At 69.7% G+C, this 26,953-nt stretch carries 26 protein-coding genes; 16 read left to right on the forward strand and 10 right to left on the reverse strand.

Annotation, left to right across the window (positions count from 1 at the left end; genetic code table 11):
* The first annotated feature begins 31 nt into the window (after positions 1–31).
* Entirely contained in the window at positions 32–907 is an 876-nt protein-coding gene (locus OG205_RS00075) for a LysR family transcriptional regulator (protein ID WP_330274137.1), read from the forward strand.
* Here OG205_RS00075 and OG205_RS00080 read toward each other — a convergent pair.
* Positions 904–1,668 (reverse strand): SDR family oxidoreductase, encoded by a 765-nt coding sequence (locus OG205_RS00080; RefSeq protein ID WP_330274138.1) that lies wholly within the window; start codon positions 1,666–1,668, stop codon positions 904–906. The two genes, OG205_RS00075 and OG205_RS00080, sit on opposite strands and share 4 nt — an antisense overlap.
* A 146-nt stretch (positions 1,669–1,814) precedes the next feature.
* On the opposite strand from OG205_RS00080, the gene OG205_RS00085 reads away from it, so the two are divergent.
* The 5 genes from OG205_RS00085 to OG205_RS00105 all read left to right on the forward strand — a co-directional run bounded on the left by OG205_RS00085 (position 1,815) and on the right by OG205_RS00105 (position 7,663).
* Positions 1,815–3,443 carry an ABC-F family ATP-binding cassette domain-containing protein gene (locus tag OG205_RS00085; RefSeq protein ID WP_330274139.1) on the forward strand — a complete coding sequence of 543 codons (1,629 nt, stop codon included), beginning with the start codon at positions 1,815–1,817 and terminating at the stop codon, positions 3,441–3,443.
* Positions 3,444–3,617: 174 nt separating this feature from the next.
* Positions 3,618–3,827, forward strand: coding sequence for a helix-turn-helix domain-containing protein (locus OG205_RS00090; RefSeq protein ID WP_030473247.1), 210 nt, complete (start codon positions 3,618–3,620; stop codon positions 3,825–3,827).
* Between the two features lie 58 nt (positions 3,828–3,885).
* Complete coding sequence (locus tag OG205_RS00095) at positions 3,886–4,698, forward strand: enoyl-CoA hydratase/isomerase family protein (protein ID WP_319981422.1); 813 nt, start codon at positions 3,886–3,888, stop codon at positions 4,696–4,698.
* 93 nt (positions 4,699–4,791) lie between these two features.
* Complete coding sequence (locus OG205_RS00100) at positions 4,792–6,678, forward strand: ABC transporter ATP-binding protein (RefSeq protein ID WP_330274140.1); 1,887 nt, start codon at positions 4,792–4,794, stop codon at positions 6,676–6,678.
* Between the two features lie 394 nt (positions 6,679–7,072).
* Entirely contained in the window at positions 7,073–7,663 is a 591-nt protein-coding gene (locus OG205_RS00105) for a response regulator (RefSeq protein ID WP_330274141.1), read from the forward strand.
* A 26-nt stretch (positions 7,664–7,689) separates the two neighbouring features.
* Here the strand turns inward: OG205_RS00105 and OG205_RS00110 are convergent, their stop codons facing one another.
* Together OG205_RS00110 and OG205_RS00115 are read right to left on the reverse strand one after the other, a co-directional pair.
* Positions 7,690–9,246: a penicillin-binding transpeptidase domain-containing protein gene (locus OG205_RS00110; RefSeq protein ID WP_330274142.1), complete on the reverse strand. Its 1,557-nt coding sequence runs from the start codon at positions 9,244–9,246 to the stop codon at positions 7,690–7,692.
* A gap of 79 nt (positions 9,247–9,325) precedes the next feature.
* A complete protein-coding gene (locus OG205_RS00115; RefSeq protein ID WP_330274143.1) occupies positions 9,326–10,066 on the reverse strand; it encodes an SIS domain-containing protein in 741 nt (246 codons plus the stop codon).
* Between the two features lie 70 nt (positions 10,067–10,136).
* On the opposite strand from OG205_RS00115, the gene OG205_RS00120 reads away from it, so the two are divergent.
* On the forward strand, positions 10,137–10,352 hold the full coding sequence (locus OG205_RS00120; RefSeq protein ID WP_330274144.1) for a hypothetical protein: 216 nt from the start codon (positions 10,137–10,139) through the stop codon (positions 10,350–10,352).
* A gap of 34 nt (positions 10,353–10,386) precedes the next feature.
* Here the strand turns inward: OG205_RS00120 and OG205_RS00125 are convergent, their stop codons facing one another.
* Positions 10,387–11,337, reverse strand: a complete 951-nt coding sequence (locus tag OG205_RS00125) for an ArsR family transcriptional regulator (RefSeq protein ID WP_330274145.1) — start codon at positions 11,335–11,337, stop codon at positions 10,387–10,389.
* 224 nt (positions 11,338–11,561) lie between these two features.
* Here OG205_RS00125 and OG205_RS00130 point away from each other — a divergent pair, with 224 nt between their 5' ends.
* Positions 11,562–12,170 (forward strand): C39 family peptidase, encoded by a 609-nt coding sequence (locus OG205_RS00130; protein ID WP_330274146.1) that lies wholly within the window; start codon positions 11,562–11,564, stop codon positions 12,168–12,170.
* On the opposite strand, the gene OG205_RS00135 is transcribed toward OG205_RS00130, so the two are convergent.
* Genes OG205_RS00135 through OG205_RS00145 form a run of 3 tightly spaced genes read right to left on the reverse strand, consistent with a single transcriptional unit; the run spans position 12,145 to position 14,526 of the window.
* Positions 12,145–12,720 (reverse strand): nucleotidyltransferase family protein, encoded by a 576-nt coding sequence (locus tag OG205_RS00135; protein ID WP_330274147.1) that lies wholly within the window; start codon positions 12,718–12,720, stop codon positions 12,145–12,147. The genes OG205_RS00130 and OG205_RS00135 overlap by 26 nt on opposite strands.
* A gap of 28 nt (positions 12,721–12,748) precedes the next feature.
* Positions 12,749–13,405, reverse strand: coding sequence for a response regulator transcription factor (locus OG205_RS00140; protein ID WP_330274148.1), 657 nt, complete (start codon positions 13,403–13,405; stop codon positions 12,749–12,751).
* The gene (locus OG205_RS00145) at positions 13,402–14,526 is read right to left on the reverse strand and encodes a sensor histidine kinase (RefSeq protein WP_330274149.1); all 1,125 of its coding nucleotides are present in this window, start codon (positions 14,524–14,526) and stop codon (positions 13,402–13,404) included. Before OG205_RS00145 ends, OG205_RS00140 begins: the two co-directional genes overlap by 4 nt.
* Before the next feature lie 87 nt (positions 14,527–14,613).
* On the opposite strand from OG205_RS00145, the gene OG205_RS00150 reads away from it, so the two are divergent.
* Positions 14,614–16,110, forward strand: a complete 1,497-nt coding sequence (locus OG205_RS00150) for a hypothetical protein (protein WP_330274150.1) — start codon at positions 14,614–14,616, stop codon at positions 16,108–16,110.
* On the opposite strand, the gene OG205_RS00155 is transcribed toward OG205_RS00150, so the two are convergent.
* Positions 16,043–16,867 carry an alpha/beta fold hydrolase gene (locus OG205_RS00155; RefSeq protein ID WP_330274151.1) on the reverse strand — a complete coding sequence of 275 codons (825 nt, stop codon included), beginning with the start codon at positions 16,865–16,867 and terminating at the stop codon, positions 16,043–16,045. The genes OG205_RS00150 and OG205_RS00155 overlap by 68 nt on opposite strands.
* A gap of 256 nt (positions 16,868–17,123) precedes the next feature.
* On the opposite strand from OG205_RS00155, the gene OG205_RS00160 reads away from it, so the two are divergent.
* From OG205_RS00160 to shbA, 5 genes are all read left to right on the forward strand, one after another.
* On the forward strand, positions 17,124–17,795 hold the full coding sequence (locus OG205_RS00160; RefSeq protein WP_330274152.1) for an alpha/beta hydrolase: 672 nt from the start codon (positions 17,124–17,126) through the stop codon (positions 17,793–17,795).
* Positions 17,788–19,026, forward strand: a complete 1,239-nt coding sequence (locus tag OG205_RS00165) for an NAD(P)/FAD-dependent oxidoreductase (RefSeq protein WP_330274153.1) — start codon at positions 17,788–17,790, stop codon at positions 19,024–19,026. The genes OG205_RS00160 and OG205_RS00165 overlap by 8 nt, the downstream gene beginning before the upstream one ends.
* Before the next feature lie 11 nt (positions 19,027–19,037).
* Positions 19,038–19,703 carry a DUF1365 domain-containing protein gene (locus tag OG205_RS00170; RefSeq protein WP_330278069.1) on the forward strand — a complete coding sequence of 222 codons (666 nt, stop codon included), beginning with the start codon at positions 19,038–19,040 and terminating at the stop codon, positions 19,701–19,703.
* On the forward strand, positions 19,700–20,926 hold the full coding sequence (locus tag OG205_RS00175; RefSeq protein ID WP_330274154.1) for a cyclopropane-fatty-acyl-phospholipid synthase family protein: 1,227 nt from the start codon (positions 19,700–19,702) through the stop codon (positions 20,924–20,926). Before OG205_RS00170 ends, OG205_RS00175 begins: the two co-directional genes overlap by 4 nt.
* Positions 20,927–21,157: 231 nt before the next feature.
* Positions 21,158–21,760 (forward strand): RNA polymerase sigma factor ShbA, encoded by a 603-nt coding sequence (shbA, locus tag OG205_RS00180; protein WP_330274155.1) that lies wholly within the window; start codon positions 21,158–21,160, stop codon positions 21,758–21,760.
* On the opposite strand, the gene OG205_RS00185 is transcribed toward shbA, so the two are convergent.
* Together OG205_RS00185 and OG205_RS00190 are read right to left on the reverse strand one after the other, a co-directional pair.
* The gene (locus OG205_RS00185) at positions 21,723–22,409 is read right to left on the reverse strand and encodes an alpha/beta hydrolase (RefSeq protein WP_330274156.1); all 687 of its coding nucleotides are present in this window, start codon (positions 22,407–22,409) and stop codon (positions 21,723–21,725) included. The genes shbA and OG205_RS00185 overlap by 38 nt on opposite strands.
* Before the next feature lie 25 nt (positions 22,410–22,434).
* A complete protein-coding gene (locus OG205_RS00190; protein WP_330274157.1) occupies positions 22,435–23,652 on the reverse strand; it encodes an MFS transporter in 1,218 nt (405 codons plus the stop codon).
* Between the two features lie 51 nt (positions 23,653–23,703).
* Here OG205_RS00190 and OG205_RS00195 point away from each other — a divergent pair, with 51 nt between their 5' ends.
* Positions 23,704–24,732: a carbohydrate kinase family protein gene (locus tag OG205_RS00195; RefSeq protein ID WP_319981402.1), complete on the forward strand. Its 1,029-nt coding sequence runs from the start codon at positions 23,704–23,706 to the stop codon at positions 24,730–24,732.
* A gap of 159 nt (positions 24,733–24,891) precedes the next feature.
* Positions 24,892–26,949, forward strand: coding sequence for a transglycosylase domain-containing protein (locus OG205_RS00200; RefSeq protein ID WP_330274158.1), 2,058 nt, complete (start codon positions 24,892–24,894; stop codon positions 26,947–26,949).
* The last annotated feature ends 4 nt before the right edge of the window (positions 26,950–26,953 follow it).

Below are 26,953 nucleotides of genomic sequence, written 5' to 3' on the forward strand. Positions count from 1 at the left end.
CATCCGATCCATCGTGATTCAAGATGGATCGGTGGAGCTTCAGCAGATGCGGTACGTGGTGGCGGTCGCCGAGACGGGCAGCTTCACGCAGGCGGCCCGGCGGTGCCACGTCGTGCAGTCGGCGTTGAGCCATCAGATCGCGCGCCTTGAACGCTCACTGGGCGCGCGGCTGTTCGAGCGGACCAGTCGCAGCGTCCGGCTGACCCCTGCCGGTGCGGCGTTCCTGCCGTCCGCGCGGCAGTGCCTCGACTTCGCGGAACGGGCGGTGGCCGAGGTCGCCGCGGCGGTGGGGGAGGTGCGCGGACGGGTCGTGGTCGGCGTGATCCCGACCGTCGCGGCCGTGGACCTGCCGGCCGCGCTGAAGGTGTTCCGCGAGCGGTATCCGCAGGTGCGGGTCGCGTTGCGGATGCTGTCGAGCCTCGACATGGTCGAGCAGGTGCGGCAGGGAACGCTCGATCTTGCGTTCCTCGGGTTGCCGCTCGGCGTGCGGCCGGACGGCGTGCGAGGGCGTGAGCTGGCACGCGACGAGCACGTGGCCGTGGTGGCGCCTGAGCATCCGCTCGCGCGGCAGGAGTCGACGAACCTGAGGGCGCTCGCCGAGGAGTTGTTCGCGGACTTCCCGGCGGGGTCACCGGGACGCATGCAGTCGGATCAGGCCTTCTCGATCGCGGGACTGCATCGCGAGGTCGCGTTCGAGGTGACCACCGCCGAGTTGATGGCCGGGCTGATTCGGGAGGGGCTCGCGGTCGCCGTGCTGCCGTCGCGGTACACGCCCCAGCTCAGCGGCGTCGCGACGGTGCCGATCGTGGGCGGGCCGTCGCGCGTCGAGCACCTCGTGTGGAGCGCGGCCGGGCTGACACCGGCCACGGCCGCGTTCCTCGACGTACTGGGTGTGGAGCCCGATTAACCTGCCGTGCCGGTCGACAGCAGGCCGCCGTCCACGCGCACGGTCTCGCCGGTGATCCAGGAAGCCTTGTCGGAGCAGAGGAACGCCACGAGAGAGGCGACGTCCTCCGGCGTGCCGAGGCGCTTCATCGGGTACTGCTGCGAGGCTTCCTCCTCGCGTCCGACGTAGAGGGCCTCCGCGAACTTCGTCTTGACCACGGCGGGCGCGACGGCGTTCACGCGCACCTTCGGGCCGAGCTGCCACGCGAGTTCCTCGGTCAGCCGGATCAGCGCCGCCTTCGACGCGCCGTACGCGCCGATCACGCCCGTGGACCGGATACCGCCGATCGACGCGACGTTCACGACCGCGCCGCCGTGCTCGCTCATCCACGCCTTCCACGCGAGCTGGATGAAACCGAGCGTGGCCACCACGTTGACGTCGAAGATCTTCCGGACGGCGTTCAGGTCGGCGTCCATCAGGAACCCGTACTGCGGGTTGATGCCGGTGTTGTTGACGAGCACGTCGAGGCTGCCGAACTCCTCGACCGTGCGTGTGACGACCTCTTCGCGGGACGCGTCGTCGCCGGCGTTGCCTTGGATCGTGAGGACCTTGCCGCCGGTGTCGGCCTCCAGCTGCTTCGCCGCCTTGGCCAGCTGGTCGGCCTTGCGGCCCGTGATCGTGACGGAGGCGCCGCGAGAGAGGAGCTCGCGTGCGATGCCGTAACCGATGCCGCGGGACGCGCCGGTGACCAGCGCGGCCTTGCCCGAGAAGTCTTCGCTCATGGCCGCAATCTATGCGCCTGGCCACAGGTGGGAAATTCGATGGTCGTGATCCCGTAGAATGAGTTGCGTGATCCTCCTCGAGTAGGCCGAACCGGACGTGCCATCCCTTGTCATGCCCGGAGTTTTGTTACTGCTCGGAGTTTCTCTTGATCACCGCAACTGACATGGAGTTGCGCGCGGGCTCACGCATTCTGGTGAGCGGCGCCAATCTGCGCGTTCAGCCCGGCGACCGCATCGGCCTCGTGGGCCGCAACGGTGCCGGCAAGACCACTTCCCTGCGCGTTCTCGCCGGTGAGGGGCAGCCCTACGCCGGCGCCATCACCCGCAAGGGCGAACTCGGCTACCTGCCGCAGGACCCGCGTGAGGGCGACCTGTCGGTCATCGCCAAGGACCGGGTGCTGTCCGCGCGCGGCCTCGACCAGCTCCTCCGCGACATGGAGAAGGCCCAGACGAGGATGGCCGAGCTGGCCGACGCGCGTGAGCTCGACGCCGCGGTCACCAAGTACGGCAAGCTCGAAGAGCGCTTCTCCTCGCTCGGTGGCTACGCCGCCGAGTCCGAGGCCGCGCGCATCTGCTCGAACCTCGGTCTGCCGGACCGGGTCCTGGAGCAGCCGCTGCGCACGCTGTCCGGTGGTCAGCGCCGCCGCGTCGAGCTGGCACGCATCCTGTTCGCCGCGTCCGAGGCGGGCATCGGCGCCAAGTCGAGCACCGTCCTGCTGATCGACGAGCCCACGAACCACCTCGACGCCGACTCGATCACGTGGCTGCGCGGCTTCCTCAAGTCGCACGACGGCGGTCTCGTCGTGATCTCCCACGACGTCGAACTGCTCGACGACGTCGTGAACAAGGTGTGGTTCCTCGACGCGATGCGCGGCGAGGTCGACATCTACAACCTGGGCTGGAAGAAGTACCTCGAAGCCCGTGCGACGGACGAGAAGCGCCGCCGCCGTGAGCGCGCCAACGCCGAGAAGAAGGCCGGCGCGCTGATGACGCAGGCCGCCAAGATGGGCGCGAAGGCCACGAAGGCCGTTGCGGCGCAGAACATGGCGAAGCGCGCGCAGAAGCTGCTCGACGGTCTCGACGACGTGCGCCAGAGCGACAAGGTCGCGAAGATCACCTTCCCGTCGCCCGCCCCGTGCGGCAAGACCCCTTTGATGGCAGAGGGTCTGAGCAAGTCCTACGGCTCGCTGGAGATCTTCACCGGCGTGGACCTCGCGATCGACAGGGGTTCCCGCGTCGTGGTGCTGGGCTTCAACGGTGCCGGCAAGACGACGCTGCTGCGGTTGCTGGGCGGCAGCGAGAAGGCGGACGCGGGTGGCGTCGTCCCCGGCCACGGCCTGAAGATCGGCTACTTCGCGCAGGAGCACGAGACGCTCGACCACAACGCGTCGGTGTGGGAGAACATCCGGCACATGGCGCCGGACGAGCAGGAGCAGCGGCTGCGGTCGTTGCTCGGCACGTTCCTGTTCAGCGGCGAGCAGCTGGAGCAGCCCGCCGGCACGTTGTCCGGTGGCGAGAAGACGCGACTGGCACTGGCCGGCCTGGTGTCGTCCGCCGCGAACGTGCTGCTGCTCGACGAGCCGACGAACAACCTCGACCCGGCCTCGCGCGAGCAGGTGCTCGACGCGTTGCGGCGCTACGAGGGCGCGGTCGTTCTGGTGACGCACGACCCCGGCGCGGTCGAGGCACTGGAGCCTGAAAGGGTCATCCTGCTGCCCGACGGCACCGAGGATCACTGGTCAGAGGACTACCTGGACCTCGTTCAGCTGGCGTGATCTCCACGCGTCAAAGGACTACCGAGCGCGTTCTGTGATCAACTCAGTGTGATCGAATCGACCGTTCGGCGATCTCTTTGCTTGATCACCTGGCGTTCTGCCGGTTCCTGTTCGATCATTGCGACGACAGGGGCCGTAGAACGGCCCACCTGCTCGTACGGAAGGCGGGACAAGGTGGCTGACCTGAAGAAGGGTGCCCGGATCACCGGCGCCACACGGGACAAGCTGGCCGCTGACCTGAAGAAGAAGTACGAAAAGGGCGCGAGCATCCGGGCTTTGGCCGAGAGCACCGGGCGTTCCTACGGCTTCGTGCACCGGGTTCTGTCGGAATCCGGGGTCACGCTGCGCGGTCGCGGTGGCGCCACCCGGACGAAGAAGAAGTAGCCCCGACTCAGACTGCTACTCTCCGGTAACTAGCTTCTAGTTCGCCGGAGGTAACGACATGCCAGTGCCTGCTATCGACGCTGGCTTGCTCGAGCGCGGTGGTGTGCGGCTCGCGATTTCCGGGCCGCGCGCGACCATCACGCTCGATCGTCCCGACGTGCTCAACGCGCAGACGCCGGCTACCTGGCAGGCGTTGCGGCACATCGGCGAACAGCTGGACCCGGACGTCCGAGTCGTGGTCGTCCGGGGCTCCGGCCGTGCCTTCTCGGCAGGGCTGGACCGGCGCATGTTCACCGGTGAGCCCGTCGACGGCGAGCCCGGTGGTCTTGGCGCGATCCTGGCGCTGTCTCCCGAGGAGGCGGACGCCCGCATCGCGTCGTACCAGGCCGGGTTCGCCTGGCTGCGCGATCCCGCACGCGTGACGATCGCCGCGGTGCAAGGGCATGCCATCGGCGCGGGTTTTCAGTTGGCGCTGGCGTGCGACTTCCGCGTGCTCGCCGAGGACGCGCAGTTCTGCATGGCCGAAACCGGGCTGGGTCTGGTGCCCGATCTCGGCGGCACGCTGCCGTTGGTGCGACTCGTGGGGTACTCGCGCGCGGCCGAGATGTGCGTGACCTCCCGCCGGGTCAAGGCGGAGGAGTCGCTGCGGATCGGCCTCGCGAACTCCGTCGTGCCCGCGGACGGGCTCGACGGCGCCGTCGACGAGTTGGTGGCCGCCGTTCTGAAGCCTCTCGCCGGTGCGGTCACGGAGACGTTGGCGCTGATCGCGTCGGCGGCCTCTGGCGTGGACGCGGAGACGCAGCTCGCGGTGGAGCGCGCCGCCCAGCTGCGCCGGCTGCAGTCCTTCGCGGCCCTGTCCGCTCAAAGCTGAAACTTTGCGCGCTCCTAGTCGCGCGCGACGGAATTGTCAGACCGCTGTGCTGTTCTAGTCAGCGTGGACGGATACAGCTCTTGGCGATTCATGATGGGGGCGACGTCGGACGCGCCCTCCAAGGTGCGCCGGGGGACGTTCCGGCGCGTACTGGCCTTCGCTCAGCCTCACCGGGCGAAGCTGCTGGTGTTCCTGCTGCTGACGGTGGTCTCGTCGGTGCTCGCGGTGTCGACGCCGCTGCTGGCCGGTCGGGTGGTCGACGCGATCGTCGGCGGCTCCGTGCCGTCCGTGGTCGTGTGGCTGGCCGTGGCGATCGCGCTGATCGCCGTGGTCGACGCCGGTCTGGGCGTGGTCGAGCGCTGGCAGTCGACTCGCATCGGTGAAGGCCTGATCTACGACCTGCGTCGTGCCGTGTTCGGTCATGTGCAGAAGATGCCCGTCGCGTTCTTCACGCGCACGCGCACCGGCGCGCTCGTCTCGCGCCTGAACAACGACGTGATCGGCGCTCAGCGCGCCTTCACCTCGACCCTGTCCGGCTTCGTCACGAACATCATCCAGCTGGTGCTGTCGCTGGGTGTCATGTTCACGCTGTCGTGGCAGGTCACGGCGTTGGCCCTGGTGTTGTTGCCCGTCTTCGTGCTGCCCGCCAAGCGGATGGGCCGCCGGATGGCGGACATGCAGCGCGAGGCGTCCACCCTGAACGCCTCGATGGTCACCCAGTCGACCGAGCGGTTCTCGGCGCCAGGAGCGACGCTGGTGAAGCTCTTCGGCCGTCCCGACCGCGAGGAGCAGGAGTTCGGCGAGAAGGCCGCGCAGGTCCGCGACATCGGCATCCGGACCGCGATGGCCACCCGCTGGTTCATGACCGGCCTGACGCTCGTGTCGGCTCTCGCGCAGGCGCTGGTCTACGGCCTGGGTGGCTACCTGGCGCTGACCGGGCACCTGGCGGCGGGCGCCGTCGTGTCGCTCGCCCTGCTGCTGACCCGCCTGTACGCGCCGCTGACCGCGCTGGCGAACGCCCGCGTCGACCTGATGACCGCGCTGGTGTCGTTCGAGCGCGTCTTCGAGGTGCTCGACCTGGACCCGATGATCAAGGAACGCCCGGACGCCCGTTCGGTGCCTGATGGCGCCGTGTCGGTGGAGTTCTCCGACGTGCGCTTCGCCTACCCGTCCGCGGACAAGGTGTCGCTGGCCTCGCTGGAGTCCGTGGCCACTTTGGACACTCGCGGTGGCGAGGAAGTGCTGCACGGCATCAGCTTCAAGGCCGAAGCCGGTCAGCTGGTGGCCCTCGTCGGCTCGTCCGGCGCGGGCAAGTCCACGCTCGCCTCGCTGGTGCCCCGCCTCTACGACGTCGACTCCGGCGCCGTACGTCTGTCCGGTGTGGACGTTCGCGACCTGACCTTCGACGCGCTGCGTTCCTCCGTCGGCGTCGTGACGCAGGACGGCCACCTGTTCCACGACACCATCAGGGCGAACCTGGAGTACGCGTCCCCCGGCGCCTCCGACGACGACCTGTGGGACTCGCTCCGCCGGGCCCGCCTGCTGGAGTTGGTGACGTCGCTGCCGGACCAGCTCGACACCGTGGTCGGCGAACGCGGCTACCGCCTGTCCGGCGGCGAGCGCCAACGCCTCACGATCGCGCGCCTGCTGCTGGCCAAGCCCCGCGTGGTGATCCTCGACGAGGCCACCGCACACCTGGACTCGGAGTCCGAGGCAGCCGTGCAGGAGGCCCTCACCGAGGCACTGCAGGGCAGGACCTCGCTGGTCATCGCGCACCGGCTCTCCACGATCCGCGCGGCCGACCAGATCCTGGTGCTGGAACACGGCGACATCGTCGAACGCGGCACGCACACCGAACTGATGACCGCCGAGGGCCGCTACGCGGACCTCTACAACACCCAGTTCGCCCAGCCCCCGGTCGTCGGCGTCCTGCCGACGCCGAAGTTCAGCGAGCGCCTCGGGGCGGCGCGAACGAACTGACCCCGCGGCGGGCCGCGACCCGTCCTCCCGGCCGGGTGATCGGCTGATGCCCCGGCGATGTCGGTCCGCTTTGGTGGAGAACCACCAGGGTGGAACGGTTTGGGACGAGCGACTCCAGGGATGGGCGGCTGGGCGGCCGGCCGTTGAACGGCGCAGACGGCGGTCTCGGAGCGAGAAGGTGGGCCCGACGTGCGTTGACACCGCAGCGGGCGGCTTCGGGGGCGGCAGGTGAGCCTGCAGTCGTTGAATGCTGGAGACGGAAAGCTTCGAGGCGCGAGCAGGTGGGCCCGCAGTCGTTGAACAGTGGCGCTGAAAGCCTGAGGCGGGCAGACAGTCGTTGAACCCTGGGCGGAAAAGCTCCGGCGTCGAGGAGTCGAGCCCGTGTGAGTTGGTCGTGGAGACGGAATTCGCCGTCGCGGGCGGCTCCACCAGCCAGCGGGGCGAGCCGTCGAGCGCTATTCGCCGGTGTGGGCGCGGTGGCGGCGGGCGGGTTGGTGGGGAGAGATCGGCCGCTGCCGTGCCCGATGTCCTGCTGATGGACCTGCTCATGCCTGGAACGGACGGCCTGGCTGCGACCCGCGAACCCGCCTGCACCGCACGCGTGCTGGTGCTGACCACGTACGACAGCGACAACTACTACGTCGTGTCCGCGATCGAGGCGGGCGCCACCGGCTACCTGGACAAGGGCGCTCCGCGGGACGAGTTCGTGCTGGCGGTCAGGGCCATCGCGCGGGGCGAGGCGGTGCTCGCCCCGGCCGCGGCGGCGCAGTGGATGAAGCGAGGTGCGGTCGGAGGCCGCCGTGGTGCTCAGCTCGCGCGAGTTGGAGGTGCCGCGGTTCGTCGCCGGTGCGCGACGAACCGCGAGGTGGCCCGAGGACTCTTCACCTCCGAGGTCACCCCGCGTCACACCTGCTCGCCATCTACGCCGAGCTGGAGGCGAGCGACCACGCGGCGGCCGTCACCGAGGCGTTCCACCGCGGCCTGATGGTGCCGCGCGGGTAGCGGTGATCGTCACCTGAGGAAGGTCGCCGTCGCGTCCAGAGCACTGGCCGACGAACCGGCGTTCTCCACGACCACCGCGAACGCCACGTTGTTCTGGTAGCCGACGAACCAGCCGTGCGCGGTGCCGCCGCCCGCCTCCGCCGTGCCGGTTTTGCCCGCCAGTCCGGGGATTCCGGCCAGCTGCTTGGCGGTGCCGGAGGTGACGACCTCGCGCATCATGGCGCGCAGTGGCTGCAGGACGGCGGCGGGTGGGGGTGCGGCCACGTCGTTCGGTTCGGAGGGCTTGCCGCGCATGAGGGTGGGCGCCGGGGTCTTGCCCGAGACGACGGTGGCGGCCACCAGGGCCATGCCGAACGGGCTGGCGATCACGTTGCCCTGGCCGAAGCTGTTCTCCACCTGCTGGTCGCCGGTGGCCGGTGGGACCTTGCCGGTGTTCGTGTCGGCGCCGGGGATGGTCCAGTCGGCGCCGAGGCCGAAGCGCTTCGCCATGGCCGGGAGGGCGTTCGCGTCCAGCTTGGAGCCCAGGTCACCGAAGGTCGTGTTGCAGGACAGGGCGAACGCCGTGTGGAACGGCACGCTGTCGTGGCCGAAGCCCGCGTTGGTGATCGTGCGGGTGCCGATGGTGGCCTTGGCCGGGCAGGGGACGGCGGTGCCGGACTGGACCAGGCCCGCGTTCATGGCCGCGGCGGCGGTCACGATCTTCATCGTCGAGCCGGGGGCGTAGCGGCCCACGAACGGGTTGGTCCCCGCGAGGGCCTTGTTCTGCGCCACGGCCAGGATCTCGCTGGTGGAGGCCTCGATCGCGACGATCGCCGCGCCCTGCGGTAGGGCGTCGACGGCCGCCTGCGCCGCCGCTTGGCGGGCCGGGTCGATGGTGACGGTGATCTTCTCGCCCCCTTCCGCCTTCTTGCCGTCCAGCGCGGTGAAGGCGCCGCCCGCGGTGATGCCCACCTCCCAGCCGTCGGTGCCCTTCACGTCGCCGGCCGTGGCGGTGATCGTCTTGTAGAGGCCGTCCGGGATCGTGCCCTGGACCAGCGGTTTGCCGTCACGGCCCAGCAGCGCGCCGTCCGCCAGCGCCTTGCGGTAGGTGAGCGAGGCGCCCTCGGTCAGCTGCGGGTGGATGAGCGCGGGGGTCCAGTGGACCTTCCAGGCGCCGTCCGCGCGCTTCAGCGAGACCTTGACGTCGTACTTCAGCTTGGCGGCGTTCGGCATCGTCCAGGTGACGGCCGCGGTGAGCTCGGCGGTGGTGGCGTCGGCCGGCGGCGGTTCGGAGGTCGCCAGGGCTGCCTGGAACGCGGAGGTGCCCATGCCGGCCTTGGTGGCTTCCAGCGCCGTGCTCGCCGCCGCCGGTGTGTCGGTGTAGACGGCGGCGCTGGCGGGACCGGAGAACGCCCTGGTCAGGAAGGACTGGGCCACCTGCGACGGTGTCTCCGCCGACTTGGCCGGTTCGTCGGCGACCACCACTGTTCTGCTGCCCGACCAGAGCAACGCGCCCGCCACACCGACGATTGCCGTCGTGGCGAGCGCGCCGCTGATCAGGATCCATCTACGAGTTTTCGGCTCCACTGTTGAAGACCCCCCAGGTCAGTGCTTTCCCCGGTGGGAGAATAACGGTGGCGAGCTGAGAAACCCTGAGGATTTCTACCTATCCGAGCTCAGGGACGCGGGTCTGGTAGTGGCGGAGCAGGTCCGCGTTGGCCGCGTCGCCGCCCTCCACGTTCGCGCTGCGCCACAGCGGCAGTTGCACACCGGACGCGGCGGCCTTGTCGAGCAGCCGGACCATCAGCAGGTTCCACAGGAACGTGGTGGCCAGCGTGGAGACGGCGGCGGTGACCGGGGCGGACTCCGGGTAGGTGGAGTCACCCGGCGGGACCAGGTTGTCGAGGACGACGGTGGACACCTCGGCCAGCGTCGCACCGGCCCGCCTGGGGGCCTGGGCGCTGGCGGCCACCGACGTGACACCGACGACCGGGCAGCCCTTGCTCGCGGCTTCCTGGGCCAGTTCGACCGGGTAGTAGTTCACGCCCGAGGTCGAGAAGACGAACAGGACGTCGTGCGGGGCCAGTCCCGACTCGCGCAGCACCTCGCCCGCGAGGCCGGAGCGGCGTTCGGCCGAGGTGCTGCTGATCGCGCCGTGCATCGGCAGCAGTTCGGGGTGGTAGATCGGGCGGACGCAGGCCAGGCCGCCTGCCCGGTAGAAGGTCTCGGCGACGGCCGCCAGTGAGTGTCCTGCGCCTGCGGTGAGGATGATTCCGTCGGCCTCGACGGCGGCCAGCACGAGTTCGGCCACGTCGTCGAGCGCGGCCGCGTTGTGCTGCTCGACGCGCGCGAGGTGCGTGCGCACGAGATTGCCGTAGTCGGATCCGGTCACGGTGTCGGTCGTCATGCCGGTCAGTAGTACCGGATTGCAGATGACCTCACCAGTAACCCGGGCAGCACAAACCTCGATACGCGCGATGACGGGTGTGGCGGCACTCGGCGGACAGGGGGTGGGTCGGATCACGCGGTACTTCTACTTCTGGGTGGTGCTGGTGGCCGTCTTCACGGCCGCGGCGGCCACGCACATCGCGCTGGCGATCACCTACTCCGAGCTGTGGCCGGTGTGGGTGGCGCTGGCGCTGCTCGTCGTGGCCGTCGGGTGTGCCAGGGCGGCGGTGCGGGCGAGGCCTTAGTGCCCGTTCTGACAACGATGGACAAAAGCCCGGCTCAGGCCAGCAGTTCGACGCCCAGCGCCGACGCGGTGTGCAGCACCGAGTTGCGGTGGCGCTGGGCGACGGCCAGGCCCGCGTCGCGCAGGACCGAGGCGTGGGCACTGGCCGAGGCCGCCGAGATTCCCAGACGCCGGGCCAGTTCCGTGGTGGTGCAGCCGCCGGCGATGACCTCCAGGGCGGCGGCACGGGTGCGGCCGAGCAACGCCTCCAGCGACCGTTTGCCGGCGCTCGTCACGTGCAGGTCGCGTGCGATCGGATAGACGAGCACGGGCGTGCGGCTGGGGTCGCGGAGCATGATCGGCCGTTCCCAGCAGAAGTACGACGGCACGAGAACCAAGCCCTGGCCGCGCAAGCGGACGTCACGCTGCGGGAGGCGCGACTCGATCGACAACACCGACGGCGTCCACGAGATCGTCGGGTGCAGTACCGCGAGCATGCCCTCGCAGCCGTTGTCCAGAAAGGACCGTGCCCGCACCGCGCGGTCGGCGTCGACGACGGCGCGGACCGCGTCCCAGATCGGGGCGAGCGCGTGGCGGTAGTAGGCGCGCAACGCGTCGCCGAGTGAGTCCAAAGTGGCCACGTCACCACTGGCCAGACGGTGCGTGCGAGGGTCGAGACGTTGCTGGCAGCCCAACTGCTCCAGGTCCGCGCGCAACGACTCCGCGGGCGTCGACAGCACCGCGTCGATGCCCGCGTCCACGGCGCACGAGCCCGCGGTGGGCGTCAAGAAGTCGGGGGAGTAGCCGACCGGCGGCGCCAGTTGCATGAGCCAGCGCGTGTCTTCCGGCAACGTCGCTCGCACGGTCGCGCGCCACGTGCCGAACACGGGCGTCGCCGAACGCTGCCGCAGCACGTGCAGGCTCAGCAGGATCTCCCACATCGGGTCGGGACCGGCGGCGACACGCACCCTCGCCAGGTCCTCCGCCGTGAAGTGGACACGCAGCACGGCGAGCAGACTGGCACAGCGGTGCGGGACCTGTACCGGATTCGAGACGACTCATCCGATTGGTGCAGATCGCCCACTCTGGGTGGGTCCGTGCGTCGGTGTAAGTACTTCTACCTGGCTTTTTAGGACTTGGCCGAATGTGGTGGCGGCCTTTCCCGCGTTGCCGCCAAGCTTTCGCCGAGCGCCGGATCAAGGGGACGGCGCCACACTGAGGGGTTGTTTCGATGAAGCTTGCGAAGATCACCGGGGCAGTGGCCGTGGTCGGTGTCGCCATGACGATTCTGACCGCACCGGTCGCGCTCGCGGCACCGGGCGAGAACGTCATTCCGGCCGCCGCCGAGCTCGGCATCCAGGGCGAAGGCGTGCTGCCGCACCAGTTCCAGGTGCAGAAGACCGGCTACTGGTGCTCCGCTGCCGCCGCCCGCATCGCTCTGACCGCGCGCGGCAAGTACGTCGAGCAGTCCACGCTGGCCTCGTTCATGAAGGTCACGACCAACGGCCTGCCCAACATCAAGAACCTCGAGAACGCCCTCGACCACTACACCGGCTCGACCTACTACCAGGTCAAGCAGTGGTCGACGGACGCGCAGCTGCTGCAGAAGCTCAAGGCCGACGTCGTCTACAACGCCGACCGCGGCCACGCCGTCGTCATCAACGTGATCCGCCTGAACGGCCGCAACTACTCCGGCGGCCACTACGCCACGATCGTCGGCTACCGCGCCGGTGGCAACGAGTTCGCCGTGTCCGACCCGGCCTACGCGGGCGGCGGCCTGCACTGGCTGAGCGCGTCCAACGTGTCGTCGGGCATCAAGCTCCGCCGCTACGTCGCCTGAGATCCTCCGGCCGATCGATGTCCGCACCGTCCGCCACGTCGGCGCATTCGACGTGGCGGACGGTGTTCGCCTTGAGGTAGTCCCGCGCGCCCTGGTCGCCCGCCGCCGACGCCATGACGCCCGCGAAGTGGTCCGACCCGATCAGCACCGGGTGCCCGATCTCGCCGTCGTAGGTGGCGCGGGCCAGCACTGCAGGCTCGGCGAGCGCCATGAGGCGGTGCAGGGCCTCGCCGGTGACTCCCGGGGTGTCCACGGGGAGCACCACGACGGCGTCCGCGCTGCCGATCGCGTGCAGGCCGGTGCGCAGCGACGACCCCATGCCGGTGTCCCAGTGGGGGTTGTCCACGACGGTCACGCCGTCCAAAGTGGCCTTCGCCCTGACCTCCGCCGCCTGCGCGCCGAGGACCACGACGACCGGGTCGCAGCCGGCGGCTCTGAGGAGCTCGGCTGCCGAGTCCACGAAGAGCTTGCCGTTCAACGGGACGAGAGCCTTGGGGGAACCGAACCGGCGACCGGCCCCCGCGGCGAGCAGAAGACCGGCCACGCGCATACCGCTGAATCTAATGACCGCCGGCGGATCACACGATTCGATAGCCGATTCCCGGTGTCGTCGCGATGATCGGCGGCTCGCCGAGCTTGCGGCGCAGCCGGCCCACCGTGACGGTGACGGTGTTGGTGAACGGGTCGGCGTTCTCGTCCCAGACCCGTTCGAGCAGGTCCTCGGCGCTCAGGAAGCCGGGGCACGCCCGCAGCAGCGCCTCCAGCACGGCGAACTCCTTCACCGACAGGGTGAGTTGCCGTCCGTCGCGCACGGCCGTCCGGCGCACGGGGTCGAGTTCGATCCCGGCGGCGCGCACCGTCCGGGGCCGCGCGTCCGGCTTGCGGCGGGCCAGTGCCCGGATCCGGAGGATCAGTTCCGGGAAGTGGAAGGGCTTGCCGAGGTAGTCGTCCGCGCCGAGGACCAGCCCGCTGACCCGGTCACCGGGCTCGCTCGCCGCGGTCAGCATCAGCACCATCGGCCGGTCTGCCCGTTCGGTGATCATCTGGCACAGCACGTCACCGTGCAGCCCCGGCAGGTCCCGGTCGAGGACCACCACGTCGTACGAGGTGACGTCGAGTTGCGCGGCGGCGACCAGTCCGTCGTGCGCGAGGTCGACGGGCATCCCCTGGTCGCGCAGCCCTTCCGCGATGACCTCGGCGAGGGCGCTGTCGTCCTCGACGACGAGGATCCTCATGCCGTCGCGGCCGGAAGCGTCAAGGACACGCGCAGGCCGCCTTCCGGCCGGGCGAGCAGGGCGAGCTGTCCGCCGTGCGCGGCGGCGACGGCGGCCACGATGGACAGACCCAGGCCCGAGGAGCCGATGCGGTCGCCGCCGAGTCGTTCGAAGGGCCGGCTCAGCCTGTCGACCTCCCGCTGGTCGAAGACGGGCCCTCCGGTCTCGACGACCAGCACTGCCTCGTTCTCGCTCACGGATCCGCTGATCCCGACCCATCCGCCGGCCTCGTTGTGCTTCACGGCGTTGTCGACGACGTTGCCCACGAGCCGCGCCAGCAGCGCCGGACTTCCCTGCGTCGCCATCTCCGGCGGCACGTCCATCACGACGTTCAGTCCCTTCGCCTCGACCTCGGTGGACAGCTCGCGCAGCGCTGCCTGGGCGAGCTCGCCGAGGTCGACCGGGGCGGAGTCGGCCAGCGCGCCGTGCTGCGCCCTGGCCAGCAGGAGAAAGCCGTCGAGCAGGTGATCGACCCGGTCGAGCTGGACGCGCAGACGATCCGCGAGCGCCACCGTCGACGTTGCTGGATCGGGTTTGGCGACCGCCACGTCCAGCGACGCGCGCATCGTCGCGAGGGGTGTGCGCAGCTCGTGGGAGGCGTTGGCGGCGAAGCGGCGCTGCGCGGCGAACGACACCTCGAGCCGTTCGAGCAACTCGTCGATGGTGTCGGCGAGGCCCTTCACCTCGTCGGCCGGGCCGGTGACGGCCAGCCGCCGGTCCAGGCTGTCGGCGGAGATCCGCCGGGTGGCGCTCGTGATGGTCCGCAACGGGCGCAGCACCCGCCGGGCCAGCACCCGGCCGACCAGCAACGAGACGACCGCCATCACGACCAGCGCCAGCAACGATCCGGCCAGCAGCTGGCGCGACTGCTGTGAGTGCACCTCGGCCAGCTGGTCCTGCAGTTGCCGGACGTGCTGCTGCGTCGAGTCGAGGCCGGGCGGGTTCGCGGGCGCGATGTCGGTCATCTTGCCGCCGGACAGCAGGAAGGTGAGGCCCAGCAGGCCGATGCCCGACACGAGGAACACGACGGCGTACAGGATCGTGAATCGCACCCCGATGGTCCCGCCGCGCAGCCTGCTCATGGTTGTCAGCATGCCCGCGAGGACCTAACAACAGCATGACAAGGCCGCTTCGGGCCGCGTTATCCGCCGATCTGTAGACCCAGCACCATGTCGAGCACCGAACTCCTCCGGCGGGAGTGGACCGCGTTCCGCAGGCCGGGCCGCCTGATCTCTCTGGCCGTCGCCGCCCTCTCCGTCATCGCGCTGGGCCTGCTGTTCGCGGGCGGCGCCACGTCGTCCTGCGACGGCCCGTGCCCCGCCGTTCCCACCACCGCCGACGGCTCCGTCGTCAGCGACACGTTCTGGTTCCGGCACCAGGACCTCGGCCGCGACGGCGTCATCACGGTCAGGATGACGTCGATGACCGGGACGATCACCTACCCGCCGCCCGGTCACGACCAGATCGTCTCGGGGCTCGTGCCGTGGGCGAAGTCCGGGATCATCGTCAAGGACGGCACGCGGCAGGGCTCGCGGTACGCGGCGCTCGCGATGACCGGTGGCCACGGCGTGCGTTTCCAGCACGACTACGAGCACGATGTCGCCGGCAGCGCGGGCAGCGTCTCGGAGCAGTCACCGCGCTGGCTGCGTCTGACCCGGTCGGGCGACACCATCACCGGGTCCGAGTCGGCGGACGGCCGGCAGTGGCACGTCGTCGGAACCGCGGAGCTCACCGGGCTGCCGGACACCGTCCAGGTCGGACTCTTCGCCACCTCGCCGGGCGACCTGACGCTCCGGAGGACCGGCTTGGGCGGCGCGATCGAGGAGGTCCGGTTCACCCAGGCCGTCGGCGTCTTCGACAACGTCAGCGTCGAGGGAGGTGCCGGTCGGTGGGACAGCGGCTCGGTCGGCGAGATGAACCACACCGACTGGGAGAAGTTCCACAACGCGTCAGGGGTGGTGGAGAAGGACGGCGTTGTCACCGTCAGCGGCGCCGGCGACATCGGGCCGATCGGCGAAGGTGGCGCCCGTGCCGTCGAGAAGACGTTGCCCGGCCTGATGATCGCGCTGATCATCGTGCTCGTCGTCGCGGCCCGCTACGGCGCTCGCACGGCCCGCGCCGCACGGCAGGTGATCGCGGTCCGGGCGGCCGTCGTCGGGGCGGCCACCTTCGTCACCGGCCTGGTCGCCGCCGGCGTCGTTGTCCCGGTGGGGGTCGCCGTCATGGAGGACCCCACGCCGGTGCCGCTGCTGACCGGTCTTCGGGTGATCGCCGGTGTCGCCGCGGCGCTCGCGCTCTGCGCGGTTCTCTCGTACGGGCTCGGCGTGTGGCTGCGCCGCGGCTGGGCGGCGATCCTGGCCGGACTGGCGCTGGCCGGCCTGCCCTACGCCGTCACCGCGGTTCCGCTGCTGCCCGACGGCGTCGCGGAGTGGCTGCTGCGGCTCACCCCGGCCGCCGGCTTCGCCGTCAAACAGACGATGGTGGAGCATCCGCAGGTGATAGCCCACTACGCGCCCTCGGCGGGGTTCTTCCCGCTGCCGGGTTGGGCCGGGTTCGCCGTGCTGTGTGCCTACACGGCACTCGTGCTGTGGCTGGCCGCTAGTTCAGGTTCTCCAGAATCAGCGAGGAAGCCGCTTCGGGAACCTCTTCCGGGATCCAGTGGCTGACGTCCTCGACCATCTCGAAGCGGTACGGGCCGGTGCACCACTTCTCGGTCTCGAAGGCGGCCATCGACCCGAACGCGACGTCCTCGGTGCTCCACACGTACATGGTCTTGACGCTGACCTTATCCGCGGCGCCGTGCGGCTTGCCCGCCCGGTACCAGTTCAGTGCGGCGGTGAGCGCGCCCGGTTCCTGCAGGCGCTGGACGTACTCCTCGACGTGTGAGGGCCGGATCCGCCACTCGAACATCTGCTTGAGGGCCTGGGCGTTGTTGTCGAGCATGCGCTTCTCGGTGCTGCGCTCACGCCAGTCGCGCATGTACTGCGACCGCATCGCCTGCTCCTCGTCGGTCTGCAGCGCGGTCTTCAACGCACCGGGGTGCGGCGTCGAGAAGACGGTGAGCGTGCGCAGCCGGTCCGGGTGCTCGATCGCGGTCCACCACGCCACGGCGCCGCCCCAGTCGTGGCCGACCAGGTCGAACGTGTCCCAGCCGAGCGAGTCCGCCATCGCGATCACGTCGCCGACCAGGTGCGTGACCGTGTACTCGCCGACCTGCTCCGGGCGCACGCCGGGGGAGTAGCCGCGCTGGTCGGGGGCGACCGCGCGGAAGCCGTTCACGCCGAGCACCGCGACCTGGTGCTCCCACTCGATGGCGGCCTCGGGGAAGCCGTGCAGCAGCAGCACCGGGCGGCCGTCCTCTGGGCCGGACGCGATGGCGTCGAAGGAGCCTGCCTCGGTTTCGATGCTGATGTGGTCGATCACTTTCCGAAGACTACCGCCGTGGCCGCCGACCCTCGCCGCGCCTTCCGGCACCCAGCAGGCCGCCTCGCGGCACCGGCCCCGCGCCCCCGTACAAACCAGTACGAGGGCGCGGGGCCGGCACCGCGATGCACCCGTCTGACCACCGAAATGCGGGGCGACGGCCGACGGCCACGGCGGTGCCGGTGTGAGCTGGCTCTCAACGGCCGAGCCGAAGGCCGTGGTTTCCCGAACATCAGGTGTGCATCCGCATGTTGACGTGCTGAAACCGCCGGACGGTACGAACGCCGTTGTGCTCGTGCTGCACGGCGGACGGGAACACGGCGCCGGACCTGTCCGGCGCCACAACCTGGCGTACCTGCGCATGGTCCCGCTGGCCCGCGCGCTGCGGGCGCCGGGCGTCGAGGTCTGGAACCTGCGCTACCGGGTCCGCGGCTGGAACGCGCCGAGCCTCGATCCGGTGAAGGACGCCGAGTGGGCGCTGGCGAAGATCACCGAGCTGCATCCCGGCCGGCCGATCGTGCTCGTCGGGCACTCCATGGGCGGCCGGACGGCGTTGCGGGTCGCCGGGCATCCGAGCGTGGTCGCCGTGTGCGCGCTCGCACCGTGGCTGGTGCCCGGCGAGCCCTTCGAGCAGTTGAGGGGCAAGGCGCTGCTCATCGCGCACGGCGACCAGGAGCGGATGACGGACCCGGCGCAGTCGCTGAGGTTCGCGCGGCAGGCCAAGACCGTGACGGACCGGGTCGCGCGGTTCAGCGTCGTCGGCGACGGCCACGCGATGCTCAAGAGGGCGAGGGACTGGACCCGGCTGGTCGTAGCTTTCGTCCACGGTGAGCTCGGACTCGAACCGGTGGCACCCGACATCGCGAATGCCATGGAGGAGGCCTCGCCGCGAGGTCTCGACGTGCCGTTGGGAGGCTCGCGTGGCTGAGGTCGCCGTCATCGGAGCAGGAGTGGCCGGGCTCACCGCCGCCTACGTGCTGCAACGCAAGCACGACGTCACGCTGTTCGAGGCCGACGACAGGCTCGGCGGGCACGCGCACACGCACGACGTCGGTGGCGTCGCCGTCGACTCCGGGTTCATCGTCCACAACGAACGGACGTACCCGAACCTGATCAGGCTCTTCCGCGAGCTGGACGTGTCCACTCAGGACTCCGAGATGTCCATGAGCGTCCGGTGCGACGGCTGCGGCCTGGAGTACGCGGGCGCCAGGAAGCTGCCGGGCCTGTTCGCGCAGCCGAAGAACGCGGTCAACGGCCGTTACGTCCGGATGCTCGCCGAGGTCACCCGCTTCTACCGGCACGCCCAGCGCGTTCTCGCCCACGAGGAGGCGCACGACGTCACGCTCGGCGCGTTCCTGGTGATCGGCGGCTACTCGCGCTACTTCGTCGACCACTTCATCATTCCGCTGGTCAGCGCGGTGTGGTCGTCCGGTGCGGCCCTGAGCATGAAGTACCCGGCCTGGTACCTGTTCGAGTTCCTCGCCAACCACGGGATGCTCGCGATCGGCGGCACCCCGCAGTGGAAGACCGTCGCCGGCGGCTCGCGCACGTACGTCGATCGCGCCGTGAAGGGCCTCAACGCCGTGCACGTCGGCACGCCCGTCAGGGCCGTCACGCGCAACGGCGCGGGCGTGGAGATCCGCGACGAGAACAACGTGCTGCACACCGCGGACCACGTCGTCATCGCCACGCACCCGGACCAGGCGCTGGGACTGCTGGCCGACCCGACGCGTGAGGAGAAAGAGGTGCTCGGCGCGTTCCAGTACTCGCGCAACGAGACCTGGCTGCACACCGACGCCTCGATCCTGCCGCGAGCGAAGGCCGCGCGGGCGTCCTGGAACCTCTACAAGCGAGCCTGCCGGGAAGCCGACGGCCAGGTGCTCGTCAGCTACCACATGAACCGGCTGATGCGGCTCGACGAACCACGCGACTTCGTCGTCACGCTCAACCCGCACGACGTGAACCCGGACCGGGTGCTCGCGAAGATGGTCTACGAGCACCCGATCTACACGCCGGAATCCGTTGCGGCGCAACGACGTCTGCCCGGCATCAACACCTCGACCACCGCCTACGCCGGCGCGTACCACGGCTGGGGCTTCCACGAGGACGGCTGCGCGTCCGGTGTGCGCGCGGCCCAGCACTTCGGGGTGGCCTGGTGATCTACGACGTCATGATCACCCACTCCCGGCGCGAGCTGATCGACCGGGCGTTCAGCCACCGCGCCTACATGTGGCTGGTCGACCTCGGTGACATGCCTCGCGTGCCGTGGTGGGCACGACCGTTCGCGAAGTTCGAGGCCCGCGACCATCTCGGCTCGCCGGACAGGACCATCCGGGAGAACCTGGACGAATGGCTGGCCGAGCAGGGTATCGACCTCGGCGGCGGGCAGGTCCTGATGCTCGCCAACGCCCGCGTGCTCGGCTACGTCTTCAACCCGCTGTCCGTGTTCTGGTGCCACGACGCTTCCGGAGAGCTCGCGTGCGTCGTCGCGGAGGTGCACAACACCTACGGCGGACGTCATTGCTATCTGCTGCGCACCGACGCCAACGGCCGTGCGTCGGTGGACAAGGAGTTCTACGTCTCCCCGTTCCTGGAAGTCGACGGCCACTACGTGATGAAGCTGCCGAAACCGGGGAACCAGCTGTCCGTGACCATCGCGTTGCGGCAGAACGGGAAGACGACCTTCAGCGCGACCATGAGGGGCGAGCGCAGTTCGGGTCTGCGCATGCTGTTCAAGCGTCCGCTTATGCCCCAGCGCGTGTCCGCGCTGATCCGCCGTCATGGCATTGCCCTCTACCTGAGGCGTATTCCGATCATCCCCAGGAGTGATGGATGAGCACGCTGTCCCTGCCCCGTCCTGGTCAGGGCGTCTGGCCCGGACTGTTCACGGCCCCGCGTTCGCCCATGCGCGCCCGCATCGCCGAGGCGCTGTTCCGCAAAGCCGTGCGCTCGTTGCACGTGACCGTCCAGTTCCCCGACGGCAGGTCGTGGGGAGCGGGTGGTCCGGTGATGCGGATCGTGCGGCCCGGCGAGTTCTTCCACCGCCTCGGCGCCGACGCCAAGATCGGCTTCGGTGAGGCCTACATGGTGGGTGACTGGGTCTCCGACGAGCTCGCGGACGTGCTCTCGGTGTTCGCGGCCAAGCTCTCGACGCTGATCCCGCCGCGCCTGCAGCTGATGCGGCGGTGGGCGGAGCGGCGGCAGACCGAGGTCAACGACGTCGCGGGCTCGCGGCAGAACATCCACCGGCACTACGACCTGTCGAACGAGCTGTTCGCGGTGTTCCTCGACGAGACGATGACGTACTCGTCGGCGTTGTTCGAGGGCGGGAACGCCGACCTGCGCACGGCTCAGCTGCGCAAGATCGACGGCGTGCTCGACTACGCGGGCGTGCGTTCCGGCTCACGCGTGCTGGAGATCGGCACGGGCTGGGGTGCGCTCGCGATCCGGGCCGCCCAGAGGGGTGCCACGGTCACGTCGCTGACCATTTCCGCCGAACAGCGCAAGCTGGCACTGGACCGGGTGAGGGCCGCTGGCCTCCACGATCGGGTGACGGTCGAGTTGCGTGACTACCGAGAGGAGCACGGCCGGTACGACGCCGTCGTCAGCGTCGAGATGATCGAGGCAGTCGGTGCCGAATACTGGCCCGACTACTTCTCGATGCTCGACCGCGTGCTCGCGCCGGGCGGCCGTGTCGGACTGCAGGCGATCACCATGCCGCACGACCGCATGATCGCCAGCAAGGCCAGCTACACCTGGATCCACAAGTACATCTTCCCCGGCGGGCTCATCCCGTCGGTGCGGTCGATCGAGGAGTCGGTGCGCGACCACACCCGGCTGCGGATCGTCGAGACGCGGTCGTTCGGCGAGGACTACGCCGAGACGCTTCGCCGCTGGCGCGAAACGTTCCTCACCCGTTGGGACGAGGTGCGGGAGCTGGGCTTCGACGACACGTTCCGCCGGATGTGGGAGTTCTACCTGGCCTACTCGGAGGCAGGTTTCCGCGTCGGATACCTGGGAGTACAGCAATTCGGCATGTCCGAACGACTGGGCCATTAGGACCACGTTCTACCCCAGAAGGGTGCTGCGTGCCCCACCCGCATGGACTTCGTGGTCCTCTTGGAAGCAGGCGGTATCAAACGGCTCGCTGCGGTCTCTACTTCAGTGAAGCCCCTAGTGTCGCTGTAGTGGAGGAGGGTCGCCGGGATGGTCATACCCACAGCCGTGCGGACCGGTGGCGGTGTAGACGTCCTCGTTCCTGAGGAGTCTTGGAACCAGCCAACGGTGCCCATGCGCCGTCGGGTGCGCCAGGCACCGGTCTCCAGCCAGTGGCTCGCCGAAGCCGAGTTCGCCGACCTCGTCGATGCCGCTCTTGCCGGAGACAGACGCGCGGTCGAGCACCTGCTCGGCCGGATCCAGCCGCTGATCGTGCGCTACTGCCGCGCACGGGTCGGCGGCCGCGAGCGCACGCTGGTCTCGGCGGAGGACATAGCGCAGGAGGTCTGCGTGGCGGTGCTCGGCGCGCTGTCGAAGTACCGCTACGAGCCCGGTTCGTTCCTCGCGTTCGTGTACGGCATCGCGGCTCACAAGGTCGCCGACGCCCGCCGCCGTGCCGTCCGCAACCGCGCCGAGGTCGTGCCGGAACTGCCGGACTGCCCGTCGCTGGACCTCGGCCCGGAGCAGCACGCCGTCAACGGCGAGATGATGGCCCAGGTCACGCGCCTGCTGCACAAGCTGCCGGCCCGCCAGCGCGAGATCCTCGTGCTGCGGGTGGCCGTGGGCCTGTCCGCCGAGGAGGTCGCGCTGGCCGTCTCGTCGACTCCGGGTGCCGTGCGGGTCGCACAGCACCGTGCGCTCACCCGGATGCGGGAGATGGTCGCCGAGGAAGGCTGACCGCGTTCTCGATGATCGCGGCGAGCTCTTGCGGGCAGGACAGGAACGGGGAGTGTCCTGCATCAAGACGTTCGGTCGTGGTCGCTCGCCGGGACATCGCCTCCTGCGCCGGTGGCGGGATGGCGTTGTCCTTCGCGCAGAGGACGTAGGTGCTGGGCGTGGTGTGCCAGGCCGCCTCCGTGAGCTCGTCGGTGAAGGCCTTCAGGCTTTGCGGCAGGAGTCTGTCCGTCGGCGGGTCGTCGACGTCGTTGAAGAAGACGGTCTCCGGCGTCAGCGCGTGGATGACGTCTTCCTCTGCGCACCACCACGGCGGCGCGGTGCCGCCGACCATGTTCAGCAGTGAGTCGCCCACGTCCGGCATGAACGCGGCCACATATATGAGGTGCTGGACCTCGGGCGTGGCCGCCTGGGTCGCCGGGATGCCGCCGTAGGAGTGGGCGATCACCACCGTCGGGCCGTTGACGGCGTCCCTGATCGCCTGGGCGTCGTCGTGCATGCCGTGCCTGGGCGCGTCCTGCGGCGCCACGCTGGGCAGGTCGACCGTGTCGACCCGCCAGCCGTTGGATTCGAGGAGGGCGCGCAGCGGGTTCCAGCACCAGGAGCCGTGCCAGGCGCCGTGCACGAGCAGCAGAGTGGGGCGTTCGGGCATGTCCTCAGTGGACGCTCTGGCCGTGTCAGTGGGAAGCATCGGCTTCCGCTGAGTGGAAGTTCGCCGGTGTCTTGAGGTCGGTGAACGCCGCCGCCACCGCCGTCACCAGGATCAACGCGCCGAACGTCAGCAACGCGACCGCGCCGCCGAACACACCGGCCAGCAACCCTCCGAGCGCCGGCGCGAGTGGCGTCAGCACGCGGACGGCCAGCGTCGAGACCGCGTCCAGGCGGCCCATCATGTCCTCGGGGACCAGCGTCGAGTGCAGCGCGGACACCGACACGTTGATCAGCGGCGTGACGACCGCGGTGAGCGCCAGCGGCACGAACGGCCAGAAGACGCCGAACGGGAGTGCCATCGCGAGGTTGCAGGCGCCGAAGACGACCAGTACGGCGACCATGAGCTTGCCGGGCGCGAGCGTGACCCTGGGGGACAGCAGCGAGCCGATGACGCCGCCGACTCCGATGCCCGCGAGCACCAGGCCGGTGTCGAATCCGGTGCCGCCGCGTTCGGCGACGAGGGCGAACACCGGCAGCATCGAGGCGCCGCCGAGCAGGTTCAGCACGAGGAAGATGATCGTGAGGTTGCGCAGGCCGGTCTGATGCCACAGCCAGCGGGCCGCGTCCTTCATGTCGTGGTGCATGCGCCGGCGAGGCTTCTGCTCACCGCGAGCCGGGATCTTCGCGAACCAGGCGCAGACCGCGGCCACGGCGAACGTGATCGCGTCGGCCACGAACGGGACCGCGCGGCCGACGGCCAAGAGCAGGGCTCCCAGCGGTGGTCCGGCCACCCGTGCCGCGTGGCTGCGGGCCTCCTCCTGGGCGTAGGCGGTGGTGAGCTGTTCCTGGGGCACGACGGCCTGGATCGCGGTCGTGCGGGCCGGGCCGGCGAACGCGGTGCAGACGCCGTCGACGACGGCCAGCGCGACGAACACGACGACGTAGGCGTGATCGGTGAGGATCGCGGCGGCCAGCAGAGCGGCCGCGAGCGCCTGCACGGACTGGCTCCAGACCAGCGTCTTGCGGCGGTCCCAGCGGTCCACCCACACGCCCGCCGGCATCAGGGTGAGCAGCAGCGCCGCGGCCCGCGCGCCCGCGATCACGCCGGGCAGGAAGTACGAGCCGGTGAGCGCGACGACCAGCAGCGGCATCGCCAGCGTCGTGATCGTGGTGCCGAGCTGCGAGACGGCTCCGCCGAGCCAGAGCAGCTGGAACTGGACGTTTTTCCTGAGCGGAACCCCCATGGCCGACGTTTCTATCGCATGACGGCCGAATGCGGATGGCAAGGTTTACGCATGGCGGAACCGGACTACGACGTGCTTCTCACCGGCACGGTCTTCCTCGACATCATCTTCACCGGCCTGCCCCGACCACCGGAGCCGGGCACCGAGGTGTGGGCAGAGGGCCTCGGGTCCTGCCCCGGCGGGATCGCGAACCTCGCGGTGGCGTTGCGCAGGCTCGAACTGAAGACCGCGCTGGCGGCGGCGTTCGGCGAGGACGCGTACGGCGACTTCTGCTGGGACGTGCTGGCCGACCAGGAGGGCGTCGACCTCTCTTACTGCCGTCGCTTCTACGGGTGGCACTCGCCGGTGACGGTGAGCATGGCGATGGAGCGCGACCGCAGCATGGTCACGCACGGCCACAAATCGCCCGTTGTCGCGGACGACCTCTTCTCGCCGCCGCCGTCGACCAAGGCGTGCTTCGTGCACATCCAGGCCGAGGACGAACAGTGGGTGCGCACGGCGAAGGAGAACGGTGCCAAGCTCTTCGCCGACATCGGCTGGGACCGCACCGGGGCGTGGTCGCCGGAACTCCTGCGCAGGCTCGACGGATATGACGTGTTCCTCCCGAATCACGTGGAGGCGCAGGGTTACACGCGCACCGACACCCCGGAGGCCGCCGCGCGCGAACTCGCCGAGCACGTGCCCGTGGTGGTCGTCACACGCGGGGGCGGGGGAGCGGTCGCCGTCGACAGCGCCACCGGCGAGTGCGTGGACGTGCCGGGGCTCAACGTCGCGCAACTCGACGCGACCGGTGCCGGTGACGTGTTTGGGGCCGGGTTCGTCATGGGCACTCTGGCCGGGTGGCCCCTCGAACACCGGGTGCGGTTCGCGAACCTGTGTGCCGCACTGTCCGTGCAACATTTCGGCGGCTCCCTGTCCGCTCCCGGCTGGGGGGACATCGCGGTCTGGTGGCGGACGGTGAGCAGGCGGCCCGACGAAGAACTGGCGCGCTACGGGTTCCTCGACGACGTCCTTCCCGACCACGCGGGCGTCGAGGTGCGCAGGGCAAGTCCGACGATCGGCCTCCGACTACTCCGGTAGGTTGGAAATCAGTCGATCAGCGGACGCAACCTCATGGGCCTTCCGCGCGACTTATACGTATAGAGAGTCTCTGGGGTTTTGCTCGGAAGGAGTTGCGGTTTGTTCGCCGCACGCGCGTCTGGCTTGGTCAAGTTGCTGGGGTTGTGCCTGACTGCGGGCGTGCTCCTCGCTGCGATGGTGTTCCCGTTCGTCGGAGGTCTCGGGCTCGCGTCCAACCGCGCGGCCGACACGGTCGACCAGACGTCGGGTGACCTCGCGAAGGGTGAGCTGCCGCTCGTCACCACCATCCAGGACATGGACGGCCAGGCGATCGCCTACCTGTACGACCAGTACCGCATCCCGTTGGAGACCAAGGACATCGCGGACACCATGAAGGGCGCGATCCTGGCCATTGAGGACAAACGGTTCTACGAGCACCAGGGCGTCGACTGGCAGGGCATCGCCCGTGCCGCCGCCAAGGCCGGTGTGGACGGTGGGGCGACGCAGGGCGCGTCGACGCTCACCCAGCAGTACGTGAAGAACTACATGGCGTTCGTGCTCGGCGCCGACAACGAGCAGGAGGCCTGGGAGAAGGCCACCGAGGCGACGGTCGGCCGCAAGATGCGCGAGGCGCGGGTCGCGTTGCAGCTCGAGCAGCAGATGAGCAAGGACGAGATCCTCACCGGCTACCTCAACATCGTGCCGCTGGGCAACCAGACCTACGGCGTCGGTGCCGCCGCCAAGGCGTACTTCAACACCACGGCCGACAAGCTGACGGTTCCGCAGGCCGCGCTGCTCGCCGCGATCGCGAACCGCCCGTCGTCGCTGAACCCCGGCGCGTCCCCGGAGAAGGCTCTGGAGCGCCGCAACATCGTCATCGACAAGATGCGCGAGAACGGTGCGTTCGGCGCCGACGAGACCGAGGCCAAGAAGAAGGCCGAGGAGTTCAAGGCCGCGCCGCTGGGCGTCGTCGAGGACCTGCAGATCCTGCCCAAGGGCTGCGTCGGCGCCGGTGACGGCCCGATCTACGGCTTCTTCTGCTCGTACCTGCTCGACTACCTGCGCGACGCCGGCATCACGGACAAGCAGCTGCAGCGCGGCGGCCTCACCATCAAGACGACGATGGACCCGAAGGCCACCAAGGCGGCGAAGGACGCGGCCGAGAAGCAGGTGCCGAAGACCACCAACGGCGTCTCGAACGTCATGTCCGTCGTCCAGCCGGGCAGCGACAAGCACCGCGTCCGCGCGCTGGTCGCGTCCCGCGACTTCGGCAACAACGCCGAGCTCGGCCAGGTCGCCCGTCCCGTGCCCGCCGAGGTGCTGCCGTTCGGCCCCGGCTCGGTGAACAAGGTCTTCACCGCCGCCGCGGCCATGCAGCGCAACCTCACCGGCATCGACCGCAAGATCAAGGTCCCGAAGACGTACGCGTCGAAGGTCTACCCCAACGGCGGCTCGGCCTGGCAGGTCAAGAACTCGGGCGACTACGCCGAGGAGATGACGCTGACCCAGGCCCTGGCCCAGTCACCGAACACGGGCTTCGTGATCCTGCAGGAGCAGGCGGGCCTGAGCAACGTCGTCGACATGGCGTACAAGCTCGGCATGCGCGAGACCCTGAGCGCGGTCAACCGCGGTGCCGAGCCGCTGAAGGCGGACGGCTCCAACGGCCCGTCGCAGGGTGACTGGACGAAGCAGAACAACGCGGGCTCCTACACCCTCGGCCCCGGCGCCACCAGCGTCCTCGAGCTGGCCAACGTGGCCGCCACCATCGTCTCCAGCGGCACCTGGTGCCCGCCGACCCCGGTCGAGAAGGTCATCGACCGCTACGGCAAGGAGATCCCGCTCAAGGAGAAGCCCTGCGAGCAGGCGGTCGAGCCCGACCTGGCGAACACGCTGGCCCAGGGCATGTCGCAGGACATCCACGGCGGCGGCACCGCGGCCCGCGCGGCCCAGGGCGCCGGCTGGAACCGTCCGGCCATCGGCAAGACCGGCACCACCGAGGAGAGCAAGTCGGTCGCCTTCCTCGCCGCCACCCCGCAGTACGCGGGTGCGGTGATGACGTACGCGGACGGCAACAACCCGCAGGTGATCTGCGCGGACCCGATCCGGCTGTGCCCCGGTAGCCGCAACGGCATCTTCGGTGGCCAGTCCGCCGCGCCGACGTGGTTCAACGCCATGAAGGCGATCCACGAAGGGTTGCCGGTGGAACAGCTCAAGCCGGCCGCGGCCAAGTACAAGTAAGCAA

It is taken from the genome of Lentzea sp. NBC_00516, assembly GCF_036346835.1.
Taxonomy (GTDB): Bacteria; Actinomycetota; Actinomycetes; order Mycobacteriales; family Pseudonocardiaceae; genus Lentzea; species Lentzea sokolovensis.